This is a genomic window from Paraburkholderia sp. RL17-381-BIF-C (assembly GCF_046026435.1).
In the GTDB taxonomy this organism is placed as follows: domain Bacteria; phylum Pseudomonadota; class Gammaproteobacteria; order Burkholderiales; family Burkholderiaceae; genus Paraburkholderia.
In genome coordinates this window covers 141,161-153,329 of the sequence record NZ_JARESX010000002.1, presented here as the reverse complement: position 1 = coordinate 153,329, position 12,169 = coordinate 141,161, and the positions used below count along the sequence as shown (strand labels likewise).

The window sequence follows — 12,169 nt, the reverse complement described above, 5'->3', positions numbered from 1 at the left end:
TTCCTCACAACGTGTAGCGAAACGCTTTCACATAGCCGCGCCCTCTGACGGACTTTCCGGTTCCCGATGTCGTCAATGGAACGACCACCTCGGACGGGTTCTCGTTCATGTTCTCCACTGCGGTATCCACGTGAATTTCGTAGCCGGCGTCGATTAGCGTATCGGCAAGATCGAGCGTTGCCTTCAGCGTCCTGCCGGCACCAACGCTCGCACCCGTAATGCCGTCGATCCTTGCCGCGCCATTTCCCGTCATCCGGTACCAGGCGCTCAGGTGCCTGTAGTACTTCGCCTTCTCGCCTGCCATCCACAGCGTGCCCTGATAGCGGCCAGCCCGGTCGGTGACGTACATCACCACGTACGCACCGTCACCGCCGTAATTGGTTAATTGCGCTTCAATCGTGACGGGGCGGGCGAACGCCAGCGAGGGAATCGCGAGTGCACCGGCAAGCGCTGCAATAGGGAATGTGTATTTCATGACCTGTCCTCTTCAATAGTGGCTACGCCGGGCGAGACGACGCACTTACCCTGCGTCAGCGTTGATTTGCGTATGACGAAAGTGTGTTGCGACGACGGTTTTCGCAGGTCAGCGGATCTGAACCTGCGGCCGGCTCCCCGGGGTCAATAGCCCATTGGATGGCTGCGCGCCGCTTGCCGCGTTACCCGGTTTATCGTTGGGCGCGCGCGGTCCTGCCGCAGCCGGTCGCGGGCCGCTCCGGTCCTCGTGCTCACCGCCGTCTTCACCGTGGCGCTCGTCCTGGGCGTCGCCATCGGTTTTCAGCCGGATGATCGCGAGCGTGGCCGGATCGACTTTGGCTTTGAAGTGCCGCCCCTGCGCGTCGAGTCCACGGATCTCGTAGCAACCGTCATCCGTTCTGACCCGACTCACGTTCCAGCCTTGTTTTCTGGCTAGCGCATCGATCTCGCTGACCGGTTTCCAGTTCGTGAGCGGTGCGGTGCAGTCGTCGTCCGCCTGCGCCAGTTGGGCGACGCCAGCGCATAGCGCGACAAGGGATACGATGGCAATGCTTCTTCGGAGCGGTGGTCGTTTCATGACGGGGAGTGTGGTTTTGTCCTGACAGGCTCTACAATGCGGCCCATACCTGAAGCCAGCCTTGCGAACGAAAAGATTTTTCTTCAGCCTGGCGTAAGCTTGGCGTAGCACAGTTTGCGATAACAACCGCCGGGACTATCGCATGAGAGTACTGCTTGTCGAGGACGATCCGCTGCTCGGCCAAGCCGTTCGGGACCAGATCACGCGGGACGGACATTCCACCGACTACGTCACGACCCTGGGCGACGCCCGGCGCTACGTGCAAGCCGCGAACTACGACCTGATCCTGCTGGACCTGCTGCTGCCGGACGGCAAGGGAATCGATTTTCTGCGTGAATTGCGTGTATCCGGCTCTTCGGTACCCGTGGTGATCCTGACTGCGCTCGACCAGGTCGCCAACCGCATCGCCGGATTAAACGCTGGCGCCGACGACTACCTTGTCAAGCCATTCGATCTATCCGAGCTCACCGCGCGCGTCAACGCCGTTGCGCGCCGGTATTCAGGCAATCCCAACCCATTTGTCACACTGGGCAATTTGCAGATCGATCTGGCCGCCCACAGCATCCGTCGAGAAGGCCGTTCCATTTCCCTTACCGCCAGCGAATGGGCATTGCTCGAGGCGTTCATTCAGCGACAGGGCATGATTCTTTCAAAGGCGCAGCTGGAAGAGCGCCTTTACTCGTTTAACGCCGAAATCGGCAGCAACACCATCGAGGTGCACATGAGCCGGCTGCGCAAGAAGCTGGGGGGCGACCTGATCGAGACGGCGCGTGGCCTCGGCTACAAACTCAGGCAGTGCTAGCGATGCTGCACAGCCTCCAGGCGCGCCTCGCAGTAGCGCTTGCCGTTGGCCTGGCCGCACTGTCGCTCCTTGTAGGAGCAGCGGCGTTTCATGTCCTGCAAGACGAAATCGACCGGATCTCGGATAGCGCCTTGCAGGAGACGGCGCAGCGGCTCGTGCCGCTGGCCGTCACGGATATTCTTGATCTAAGTACGCAAGGCAGCACCGGACAGCGCGTAGCGGCCGTACGCGCGCACGACGAGTTGCTCACCTATATCGTGCGCGACCAAACCGGCAAGACCGTCCTGCAGTCTCATGATGCGGACCCTGGGGTCTTCCCGGCTGATCTGAAGGCAGGCTTCACGTCGACAGCCAGCCACCGGATTTATACGGAAACGGTCCTGCAAGGAACGGTCCTGCTCGCGATTGCGGAACCCCTGGTTGAGCGCCGTCACGTCAGCACCCGGGCGGCACTTGCGGTGATCGAGCCGCTCCTTGTTCTCATCTTGCTTGGCCTCGTCGGCACGTGGCTGATCGTGAAGACAGGATTGCGTCCGATCAGCCGGTTTTGCGAGGGTGTTGCCTCTAGAGGTCGCGACGATCTCACTCCGCTCGCCAAGGCCGGCATGCCTACGGAAATCGAGCCAATAGCTGACGCGGTCAACGACCTGATGCAGCGGCTTGACCGGGCACTGAGCGCCGAGCGCAGCTTCACGGCCAACAGCGCACACGAGCTTCGCACGCCGATTGCCGCAGCACTTGCGCAAACGCAACGCCTGATAGCCGAGGCACAAGGCACGCCAATCGAGCAACGTGCGCGAAACGTCGAGATCACTTTGCAGACGCTCGTGCGACTCAGCGAAAAGCTCATGCAACTGGCCCGGGCAGAAGGCGCCCGCGTCCTCTCTGATATCGCGCAAGACTTGCGGCCCGTCCTTCAACTCGTGGTCGACGATGTCCGGCGCATTGCACGATCTAATGAACTCGCACTGAGCCTGCCCGATGAACCCGTATTGTCGCGAATCGACCAGGACGCTTTCGCCATTCTTGCGCGCAACCTTATTGAAAACGCCGTCAAGCACGGTACGGACGCAACGGCCGTTCGTATCATGCTCACGAGCTGCGGCACCTTGAGCGTCCGGAACCGGGGGCCTGTCGTACCCTCGGAGACGCTCGCGCGCCTGAGCCAGCCGTTCGAACGCGGGGGCACAACAGCGAAGGGAAGCGGCCTGGGGCTGGCAATCGTCAATGCGATCGCCCAGGCGGCCGGCGCACGACTCACGCTAGGTTCGCCGGCCGCAGGCATGCCGGACGGCTTTGAAGCCGTCGTGGAGGGACTGGCAATACCTGATTCGCCACCAGTCTTTCGCGAGAGAGTCCGCTAGCCAGGGCTGAAATCAAGGCCACTGCTGCAAACAGCAGGTCTGGCCAAGCCACTTTCTATAAATATGGATGCCTTATCAATAAAACGGGGTGCCATCCCAGACAACGAGCGTGGTGTATCTATACTGATAAGTCAGTGGGTGGCGCGGTTCAGGGTCGGTCCGCCTTGACGAGCGCAGCCAGCTTTTCCCGCTCGGTAGCGACGTCCTCCTTATCGTCGGACGGCCAGTCGAGAACAACTCCATCGTTGAGGGATTCCCGTACCAGCGACGAATAATCCCACTTGCTCAGCTTCCCCGATTGCAGCGCCTGTCTGATATCTCGTCGGAGATCCACCGGGAAGCTTGCATAGGCGCCCGATAATGCCGCGTACTGTCGGGCATCGATTTCGGCAGACGAGTGAAGTGAGGCCCAAGATACGACGGCGACGATTGCCATGAACGGCACAGCCGTGTAGCGGAGTATGAACTTGATGGGCGTCATTGCAGATTTTCGGGAAGTGCTTGAGCCACGACCGGGCTGATCCAACGTTTGATCTGGTGCATCGCATCGGCAGGAAGCAGCCGAGTGGCGGGACGATCTGCGACAAGCCGCAGGCCAAGCGTCTGGTGCGCTCTGAGCGAACCCGGAACGACGCCGGATGCCTGTCGAATGTATCTGACTTCGGTGAGGTTGACGCGCGGCACTTTGCCACAGAATCAGTCGACCTGGCAGGCTTCATAAAGCTGACTATACTGAAAGAAGTCGCCTTGTTTCAGGTGTGCCTGGCTCAAGCGGTGGGCTCCGGGCAGGACTTCAGGACGAGCAGACCTGGCCGCTGGGAGAAACGTATGTTCAAGCATGTGCTGGTGCCAACCGATGGTTCGACACTTTCTGACGCTGCTATCCAGATGGCGGTGACGCTTGCCACGGAAAGCGGCGCAAAGATCACCGGGCTCCATGTCATTCCGGAATTCCATGTCCTCGCGTATGGCACCGAAATGATCGCCGACACGGAGGATCGGGTCATTCAGGTTACCCGACAGCATGCGGATAACTATCTGCTGGCCGTCACAAAAGCGGCTACCCAGGCCGGTGTCGAGTGCGATACAGTTACCAGAAACCACGCTCACCCGTATGAGGCGATTATCAGCGTGGCAGCGCAACGAAGCTGTGATCTCATTGTCATGGCATCCCACGGCCGAGGCGGCATGCGTGCCTTATTGCTCGGCAGTGAGACCCTGAAGGTGCTGACGCACTGTCGGATCCCGGTCCTCGTCGTCCGGGAGCCGACGCAGACCGGTGCGGGCCATGTTGTGGAATCCAGCAGGCAGCCGTCTGAATAAAAGCCTTCTCCGCTCCGGACGAACATCGTAGCCCGTGCCTTGGTCGCAGCCTTCCCGGTGCGTGTTTTCCCCATAGCCTGAACCGCTGCAATGGCCGGTTACGGTGACTGTGGACTTCAGGTTTTCACCCATGCGCGGGAAACGTCGACTGACGCGCTGCGCAGGTTCGGGATTCAGTCGGCACGTGCGCTGCCCAGCCCCCACACCGCGACAATTACCAGAAAGATCGCGCAGGAGCCCCACTGGGTCAAGACGCTTGACCATGCCAACGCTGGATCTGAAGTTACTTCTTCGGTATGGCCGGCCCTACGCAAGAGCGCACCGGGTGCGAGCTTCGACTGCCGTTCCACGGTCCTTATAAACATCAGTGTGGCGTACTGGAGTCGTCATCACACTTGGTTCCCGCGCGGAACCCTCAACCAGGAACACTGTCTGCGGCGTATGTCACGGCTGGTGATCATGGCTTGAGCATCGTACGTTTCACACGAAGCGCGGCGAGAATGCCTCTCAGGATATCGATGGGGGGCGGCGGACAACCCGGCACCGTGACGTCGACAGGAAAAAGCTTCGAGAGCGGTCCGCACACGGCGTAGCTTTCCTTGAACATGCCTCCGGTGCAGGCGCACTCGCCAACTGCGACGACCAGCTTCGGATGCGGCGTTGCCTCGTAGGCCCGCAGCACTGCTTCCTTCATGTTCAGTGTCAGCGGGCCAGTGACGAGCAGCAAGTCGGCGTGACGGGGACTCGCGACGAACTTGATACCCAGACCTTCGATGTTGTAGTACGGATTGTTGAGCGCATGGATTTCCAGTTCGCAGCCGTTGCAGGAGCCCGCATCAATCTCGCGAATGCATAGCGCCCGACCCAGCACGTCGAGTATTTCCTGCTGGATACGGTGGCCTTCGGACCGCCATGCGTCATCGCCCTCGGGCAGGCGTTGAGTCGGTGTGCCGGTTGTCGCGATCTGTTTGAGAAGTTGCCACATTACAGGTCGTGTCCCGCGTAGTTCAGATTGAACGACTTGTTGATCAGCGGGAAATCCGGAACGATATTGCCGATGATCGCGTGCTCCAGGGCCGGCCAGTTCTGCCACGACGGGTCATGGCAGTGACAGCGCGAAATGGTTCCGTCTGCCCCGGTCGCGAGTGCGATGAATACATCACCCCGCCAGCCTTCGATCCAACCGACCCCGCAGGATGGCGAGCCACTGTATTCGACCCGGGAAATGATGTCGCCACCAGGCAGATCGGCGAGGAGGGTCCGGATCAACCGAGTGGACTCGTAGATTTCGTTGAACCTGACGGCGGTCCGGGCTGCCACATCGCCCCGGTCATCGCTGACCATCCGCACCTGAACCTCGTGGTAGGGCGCGTAAGGGTGATCAATACGCACGTCGATTTTCCGGCCGCTCGCACGTCCGACCGGCCCGCACACACCGAAGTGCTCCGCCAATTTTGCGGAAAGTATGCCCGTACCTGCAAAGCGATCCTGCAGTCCCGATTGATCCTCGTAGATGCGCTGCATGACGCGGACTTGTGTGTCGATCTGATCGCACTGCGTCAGCATCGAGCTGACGAAGCGCGCATCGAGGTCCGTTGACAAGCCCCCGGGAACGATCCGGTCCATCAGATAGCGATGCCCGAAAGCCAGATTGTTCAGGCGTAACCAGTCCTCCTTCAGACGGGAGAACAGCGAGAGACCATACGCGAACCCCGCGTCGTTGCCGAGCGCGCCAAGATCGCCTAGGTGATTGGCAATGCGCTCGCGCTCGAGCAATAGCGCACGCAGCCACTGCGCGCGTGGCGGAATCCGTCCATTCAACGCGCGCTCGACCGCCATACAATAGGCCCACGTAAAGGCGACCGTGGTGTCTCCGGCGATGCGTCCTGCGAGACGGTGTCCGTCGAGCGCGGGCATGTGTTCGAATAGCCGCTCGATTCCCCGGTGCGCATAGCCCAGCCGTTCCTCGAGGCGCAACACCTTTTCGCCGACGACCGAGAAGCGGAAGTGTCCGGGCTCGATGACGCCGGCGTGAATCGGACCGACGGCAATCTCGTGGACACCGTCACCATCGACATGGACGAACGGATAGTCCGCTTCCTGGATCTGAAACTGCTCGGTCCCGGAAGACAATTTCTGCAACGGGAAGTAATCGGCAGGCCAGTTGCCGTGATTCAGCCACGGCCGCGTATCGTCGGCGCCGATCGCGCGCAGCCCGACCAGATCGTAGACGGCCCGTTGCATGCGTGTCGCGCACGGAAAGAGCGCCGATATATCCGGGTATCCGTCGCTGCCCCCATGCCCGTCGCCTACCGGCAACTTAAGCCACAAGATGCCGTCTTCCAGCGCGTATGCGACAGAGATCGTGAATGTGCCCGGAGTCTCTTCTGCACCCCACAGGGAGATCAGACGGCCACCCGTCTCGCGCACGGTGCCGGCGGTGCGGGTCCACGCATCAAAATCGACACGTGCGAGAAAAGCCGAGGACCTGCCCGCAAACACGGACAGGCGAACCAGGTCGGAAAACCCGAATGCCTCAATGCGCATGTGTCACCCCACGATCATGGCCGCCGCCTGCCGATACCACGTTGCAAGATAGGGCGGAATGTAGACTCCCAGCATCAACCCGACGCCGAGATGGACGAACACGGGCAGCAACGCCGGTGGGTGTTCAAGAACTTTGGCCGTCGTGTCGCCGAACACCATGCCTTGCACGCGCACGAAGATAGCCGCGAAGGCTACAGCAAGCGCGAGCAACAGGAAGGGCGTGGCCCACGGCAGCTTGCTCATCGCGGTGGTCAGGATCAGGAACTCACTCGCGAAGACGCCGAATGGCGGCATGCCGAGGATCGCGAGCGCGCCGAGCATCATGCCCCAGCCGACGGTTGGGCTCACACGCAACAAACCTCGGATGTCGTCGATCGCCTGGGTACCAGCCTTCTGGGCCGCATGCCCCACGGTAAAGAAGATGGCCGACTTCACCAACGAATGCACCGTCATGTGGAGCAGACCCGCAAAGGTCGCAACGGGGCCGCCGAGTCCGAAGGCGAACGTCATCAGACCCATGTGCTCGATCGACGAATACGAAAAAAGCCGCTTGACGTCCTTTTGCCGGAACAGCGAAAAGGTGGCGACCAGCACCGAGACCAATCCGAAGCCAACCAGCAGGTTTCCCGGCAGGCCATTATGGAGTGCGCCATCGGCCAGCACCTTGCAGCGCAGCACGGCATAGAGTGCAACATTGAGCAGCAGGCCGGACAGCACGGCGGAAATCGGCGTGGGGCCTTCGGCATGCGCGTCGGGCAGCCAGTTGTGCATCGGCACGAGGCCGACCTTGGTGCCGTAGCCGATCAGCAGGAACACGAACGCGAGCGAAATGATGGTCGGGTCGAGACTGCCCTTGACCGCATTCAGACTGGTCCAGAGCAGTGCCTCGTCGCCGCCGAGTTGCCGGCTCGCGGCAAGATAGAGCAGGATCGTGCCGAACAGCGCCTGTGCGATGCCGACACCGCACAGGATGAAGTACTTCCACGCGGCTTCGAGGCTGGCCGCGGTGCGATATACGCTGACCAGCAGCACGGTCGCGAGCGTGGCGGCTTCCATGGCGACCCACAGAATGCCCATGTTGTTGGTGAGCAGTGCGAGCAGCATCGCAAAGATGAACAGCTGGTACATGCTGTGGTAGAGGCGCATGCGAGGGCCGGTCATCTTGCCCCGGTCCCGCTCGATGCGCATGTACGGCCTCGAAAAGATCGAAGTGGTCCAGCCGACAAAAGCCGTCAGGGCGACGAGGAACACATTGAGCGGATCGACGAAGAACAGTTTGCCCAGCGCGAACGCAGGCCCGTGTGCCACGGTTTGCACGGCAAGCAGCGCGGCGGCCGCGAATGTGAGGAAACTGAACCCGACGTTGAGTTCCGCCGCGACACGGTGTTGTCCCACGAGCGCCAGACATGCGCCCGCGAAAAGCGGGATCCCGAAAACCAGCAGCAGTACCCAGGCTTCAGTCATCCTTGAGTTTTTCCAGGTGATGAATGTCCAGACTGTCGAACTGCTCCCGGATCTGGAACATGAACACGCCGAGGATCAGGCTGCCCACCAGCACATCGAGTCCAATGCCGAGTTCGACGATCATCGGCATACCGTTAGTGGCTGCGGCCGCGGCGAAAAACAGGCCGTTTTCCATCGACAGGAAGCCGATCACCTGAGGAATCGCCTTGGCACGCGTGATCATCATCATGAACGACAGCAGCACGCAGGCGAGCGCAATGCCGAGCGTGCCGCGGGCGACCGACGAGGCGAGCTGGCTGATCGGCGAGGCGACATTGAACGCGATGATCACGAGCACGATGCCCACCAGCAGTGTGGCGGGAATATTGAGGAGCGGTTCGACATCCGTCCTGACATTGAGCCGCTGCACGAGCTTGTAGAGAATCCAGGGGATCAGGCCGACCTTGAGCACGAGGGTCAGCATCGCGGAAATGTAGAGGTGCGAGTCGGCGGTCACGTATCCGAGCACCAGGTTGGCGGATACGAGCGTCAGGCCCTGCAGCGTGTAGAGGTGGATCAGTGACAGGATCCGGCGCTGGCTCAACATCGCAAACGACAATAGCAGCAGGATGGCGGCCAGAAAGTTGATGATCTGCGTGGCGAATCCGTGCATTCATGCCCCCAGCAGAAAATGAACGAGCATCCCGATGACGGCCAGCAGGAAGGCCGTGGCGAGAAACTCAGGGACGCGGAAAATGCGCATCTTCGCGTTGCTCGTCTCGACTATCGCGAGCACAGCGCCGCCCACCAGAAGCTTGACGAAGAGCGCGGGGATGGCGAACAGCAGCGCAGTCGGATTGCCGGCTTCGGCAATGCCCCACGGAATGAACAGGGCAACGCCGATGCAGGAGTACGCGAACAGCTTGAGACTCGCGGCCCATTCCATCAGAGCGAGATGCCGGCCCGAATATTCGAGGATCAACGCCTCGTGGATCATCGTGAGTTCGAGATGGGTAGTCGGGTTATCGACCGGCAGACGCGCGTTCTCGGCGAGCGACACCATCGTGAACGCGATGCCCGCGAAAGCAAGGCTCGGATAGATTGCCAGTTCGCGGTGACTGAGCGTGGCGACGATGCTGGTCAGCAAGGTGGACTGCGTGATGAGCGATGCCGAGAACAGGACCATCAGCAAGGCGGGCTCGGCGAGGAAACCCACCAGCATCTCGCGGCGCGCGCCGAGCGTGCCGAACGCGGTGCCGATATCCATAGCGGCCAGCGAAAGCGTCACACGTGCCAGCGCGAAGAGGCCGACCAGCGCGATTGCGTCCGCGGCAGGCGAGAGCGGCAGGTCGGTCGAGAGCGTCGGCACGATCGCGCAGGCGAGCGTCATGCACGCCCAGACAACATAAGGCGCGCCACGGAATATCGGGCTTGCATGGCTAGCGACCACTGACTCCTTGTTGAACAGCTTGTGAAGCATCCGGTAAGGCTGCCAGATGCTCGGCGCGCGGCGGTTTTGTAAGCGGGCGCGGCACATGTTGACCCAGCCCGTGAGCAGCGGAGCGGCCGCGAGTGCGAGCAGGATTTCGAGCCCCTGCGAAATCAGTCCGGAAAGCGTGATCATCGTCTCACCAGCATCAGCAGCACGATCAGCACAATGAAGCTATGCATCAGATACATGGCAATGCGGCCGGTCTGAAGCCGTCCGGCCAATGCCGCGATGCGCATGATCAGCCGTTCCAGCGGAGCATAGATCAGGCTCCACGCGCGATCCGTCACGGTGACGCTGTACTCCGGGTGTTGGTCGAACGGCGAAGGAAGCCGACGCTCGATCTTGAATAGCGGCGTGAAAATTTCGCGGATGGGTTGCCCGAACCCTTCCGCGGTGTCCTGCATCCGCGCGGTCACGAACGGATAGCCGCAGGCCCACGGCGCCGCGCGCCTCAGGCGTCCGTGGTAGAGACGGCGGACCAGTAACCAGGCGAGCGCGCAGCACGCGCAGAAGAACAGCAGAAAAACAGCCGGCATATAGCTGGCCCGGTCTACGCTGGTGGGCGCGAGCAGCAGCCAGCCATTGCGCGCGACGGCCTCGCCGATGCCGGTTCCCACCAGCGTCCGGGTGACGCGGTCCAGCACGGCCACGAACTGCACCGGCAGCAGCCCGAGCAATACACATATCGCCGCCAGCCAGACGAAGCCGATGCGCTCCCAACGGCTCGCGTCGCGCGCTTGCGCCAGCTTCGCCTCTCTCGGTTGACCCAGAAAGACGATGCCGAAGAACTTCACCATCGTATAGCCTGCCAGCGCGGCCACGAGCGCGATCAGCGCCGCGACCAGCGGCACCACCATATTCAGGAACGGGTTCGGCAAGCCCGGCGTGAACAGAAAGCTCTGCAGCAACAGCCATTCGGAGACGAACCCGCCCAACGGCGGCAGTCCGGCGCTCGCAAATGCGCCCACGAGCGCCGCCCATGCGGTCCACGGCATCACGCGGATCAATCCGCCCAGACGGCCGAGATTGCGTTCGCCGGTGGCATGCAGCACGGAACCCGTGCCGAGAAACAGCAGGCTTTTGAACGTTGCGTGGCTGGCGATCTGGTAGAACAGCGCAGTCAACGAGAGCGCGGCGAGACTGTTCATGCCGTACGCGCGAAACAGGATCGCCAGTCCCATGCTGACGAACATCAGCCCGATGTTGTCGATCGACGAATACGCGAGCAGCCGTTTCATGTCTGTCTGGATCGCGCTGAACACGACGCCGAACAGGGCGGTGAAGAGTCCGAGCGCCAGCACGAAGACTCCCCACCACCACAACTGGACATGCAGCAAGTCGAACACCGTGCGCAGAATGCCGTACAGACCCGCCTTCAGGATAAAGCCGCTCATGAGGGCGGACACGGGTGACGGCGCAGCCGGATGGGCTTCGGGTAGCCACACATGCAAGGGGAAGACACCCGCCTTTGCGCCGAAGCCGAATAGCGCCAGCAGGAATGCGGCGGAGGCCCAGAATACGTCGAGGTGCTGTTCGCGCATGTTGGCAAACGTATAGTCGCCGGTATTGGCTTGCAGCAGGCCGAAACACAACAGGAGCGCCAGCGCGCCGACATGGGAGATCAGGAAGTAGAGGTAAGCGGCTCGACGGATCTCCGCGATGCGGTGATTGGTCATGACAAGAAAGACTGCCGACACGGTCATCGTTTCCCATGCGACCATGAAGCTGTACGCGTCGTCCGCGAGTAACAGTGTCGCCATGCTCGCGAGGCACACGTGATATTCGAAGCAGAGTAAGCCGGGCGGTGTGCCTTCACCCTTGCGGAAATAACCGGCGGAGAACGCGCTGACGCCCGTGCTTACCACGCCGAGCACAGCCAGGAAATACGCCGACAGTCCATCGAGCCGAAGATGAAAGGGGAGGTCGGGCAACCCGAGCGGCAGGATGATTTCCTGAGGACCGGCGAAAACGCCGGTCAGGCCCAGCCCGAACAGAGCCAGGCCAAACACTGCGCCGACCGGAAACAGCCCGTGCGCAACCACCCGTGTCCGTCGCAGGCTGGCGAGTCCCAGAACGCTGACGATCAGCCAGCCCGCGACGACCAGCAGCACGTAGTGGATGACCAGCAGGTGTTCCATCGCCGTTGT

12 protein-coding genes are annotated in these 12,169 nt (G+C 61.5%); 3 read left to right on the top strand and 9 right to left on the bottom strand.

Annotated features, from left to right (window positions below; translation table 11 throughout):
- Positions 1-4 precede the first annotated feature (4 nt).
- A complete protein-coding gene (locus P0D70_RS02230; protein ID WP_087670468.1) occupies positions 5-475 on the bottom strand; it encodes a DUF2271 domain-containing protein in 471 nt (156 codons plus the stop codon).
- A 108-nt stretch (positions 476-583) separates the two neighbouring features.
- Positions 584-1,051: a PepSY domain-containing protein gene (locus tag P0D70_RS02225; RefSeq protein WP_091802627.1), complete on the bottom strand. Its 468-nt coding sequence runs from the start codon at positions 1,049-1,051 to the stop codon at positions 584-586.
- A gap of 142 nt (positions 1,052-1,193) precedes the next feature.
- Here P0D70_RS02225 and P0D70_RS02220 point away from each other — a divergent pair, with 142 nt between their 5' ends.
- Together P0D70_RS02220 and P0D70_RS02215 are read left to right on the top strand one after the other, a co-directional pair.
- Positions 1,194-1,853, top strand: a complete 660-nt coding sequence (locus tag P0D70_RS02220) for a response regulator (RefSeq protein WP_091802624.1) — start codon at positions 1,194-1,196, stop codon at positions 1,851-1,853.
- Positions 1,854-1,855: 2 nt separating this feature from the next.
- The gene (locus P0D70_RS02215) at positions 1,856-3,217 is read left to right on the top strand and encodes an ATP-binding protein (RefSeq protein WP_408182115.1); all 1,362 of its coding nucleotides are present in this window, start codon (positions 1,856-1,858) and stop codon (positions 3,215-3,217) included.
- A 148-nt stretch (positions 3,218-3,365) separates the two neighbouring features.
- Here P0D70_RS02215 and P0D70_RS02210 read toward each other — a convergent pair whose 3' ends face one another.
- Positions 3,366-3,698 (bottom strand): hypothetical protein, encoded by a 333-nt coding sequence (locus P0D70_RS02210; protein WP_091808781.1) that lies wholly within the window; start codon positions 3,696-3,698, stop codon positions 3,366-3,368.
- 347 nt (positions 3,699-4,045) lie between these two features.
- On the opposite strand from P0D70_RS02210, the gene P0D70_RS02205 reads away from it, so the two are divergent.
- Positions 4,046-4,540: a universal stress protein gene (locus P0D70_RS02205; protein WP_408182371.1), complete on the top strand. Its 495-nt coding sequence runs from the start codon at positions 4,046-4,048 to the stop codon at positions 4,538-4,540.
- Between the two features lie 457 nt (positions 4,541-4,997).
- On the opposite strand, the gene P0D70_RS02200 is transcribed toward P0D70_RS02205, so the two are convergent.
- From P0D70_RS02200 to hyfB, 6 genes are read right to left on the bottom strand one after another with little or no spacing between them, the layout of a single operon-like run.
- The gene (locus tag P0D70_RS02200; RefSeq protein WP_408182111.1) at positions 4,998-5,525 is read right to left on the bottom strand and encodes an NADH-quinone oxidoreductase subunit B family protein; all 528 of its coding nucleotides are present in this window, start codon (positions 5,523-5,525) and stop codon (positions 4,998-5,000) included.
- A complete protein-coding gene (locus tag P0D70_RS02195) occupies positions 5,525-7,087 on the bottom strand; it encodes a hydrogenase large subunit (protein ID WP_408182108.1) in 1,563 nt (520 codons plus the stop codon). Before P0D70_RS02195 ends, P0D70_RS02200 begins: the two co-directional genes overlap by 1 nt.
- A gap of 3 nt (positions 7,088-7,090) precedes the next feature.
- On the bottom strand, positions 7,091-8,551 hold the full coding sequence (locus P0D70_RS02190; RefSeq protein ID WP_408182105.1) for a hydrogenase 4 subunit F: 1,461 nt from the start codon (positions 8,549-8,551) through the stop codon (positions 7,091-7,093).
- A complete protein-coding gene (locus P0D70_RS02185; RefSeq protein ID WP_091802611.1) occupies positions 8,544-9,203 on the bottom strand; it encodes a formate hydrogenlyase in 660 nt (219 codons plus the stop codon). The genes P0D70_RS02190 and P0D70_RS02185 overlap by 8 nt, the downstream gene beginning before the upstream one ends.
- Positions 9,204-10,154 carry a respiratory chain complex I subunit 1 family protein gene (locus P0D70_RS02180; protein ID WP_408182102.1) on the bottom strand — a complete coding sequence of 317 codons (951 nt, stop codon included), beginning with the start codon at positions 10,152-10,154 and terminating at the stop codon, positions 9,204-9,206. It abuts the gene before it with no gap.
- Complete coding sequence (gene hyfB / locus P0D70_RS02175) at positions 10,151-12,160, bottom strand: hydrogenase 4 subunit B (protein ID WP_408182100.1); 2,010 nt, start codon at positions 12,158-12,160, stop codon at positions 10,151-10,153. Before hyfB ends, P0D70_RS02180 begins: the two co-directional genes overlap by 4 nt.
- Positions 12,161-12,169: the final 9 nt, after the last annotated feature.

What these genes read in the sequence shown, in the direction of transcription:
- P0D70_RS02230 (WP_087670468.1), bottom strand. Translation starts at nt 475, where the DNA reads ATGAAATACACATTCCCTATTGCAGCGCTTGCCGGTGCACTCGCGATT.
- P0D70_RS02225 (WP_091802627.1), bottom strand. Translation starts at nt 1,051, where the DNA reads ATGAAACGACCACCGCTCCGAAGAAGCATTGCCATCGTATCCCTTGTC.
- P0D70_RS02220 (WP_091802624.1), top strand. Translation starts at nt 1,194, where the DNA reads ATGAGAGTACTGCTTGTCGAGGACGATCCGCTGCTCGGCCAAGCCGTT.
- P0D70_RS02215 (WP_408182115.1), top strand. Translation starts at nt 1,856, where the DNA reads ATGCTGCACAGCCTCCAGGCGCGCCTCGCAGTAGCGCTTGCCGTTGGC.
- P0D70_RS02210 (WP_091808781.1), bottom strand. Translation starts at nt 3,698, where the DNA reads ATGACGCCCATCAAGTTCATACTCCGCTACACGGCTGTGCCGTTCATG.
- P0D70_RS02205 (WP_408182371.1), top strand. Translation starts at nt 4,046, where the DNA reads ATGTTCAAGCATGTGCTGGTGCCAACCGATGGTTCGACACTTTCTGAC.
- P0D70_RS02200 (WP_408182111.1), bottom strand. Translation starts at nt 5,525, where the DNA reads ATGTGGCAACTTCTCAAACAGATCGCGACAACCGGCACACCGACTCAA.
- P0D70_RS02195 (WP_408182108.1), bottom strand. Translation starts at nt 7,087, where the DNA reads ATGCGCATTGAGGCATTCGGGTTTTCCGACCTGGTTCGCCTGTCCGTG.
- P0D70_RS02190 (WP_408182105.1), bottom strand. Translation starts at nt 8,551, where the DNA reads ATGACTGAAGCCTGGGTACTGCTGCTGGTTTTCGGGATCCCGCTTTTC.
- P0D70_RS02185 (WP_091802611.1), bottom strand. Translation starts at nt 9,203, where the DNA reads ATGCACGGATTCGCCACGCAGATCATCAACTTTCTGGCCGCCATCCTG.
- P0D70_RS02180 (WP_408182102.1), bottom strand. Translation starts at nt 10,154, where the DNA reads ATGATCACGCTTTCCGGACTGATTTCGCAGGGGCTCGAAATCCTGCTC.
- hyfB (WP_408182100.1), bottom strand. Translation starts at nt 12,160, where the DNA reads ATGGAACACCTGCTGGTCATCCACTACGTGCTGCTGGTCGTCGCGGGC.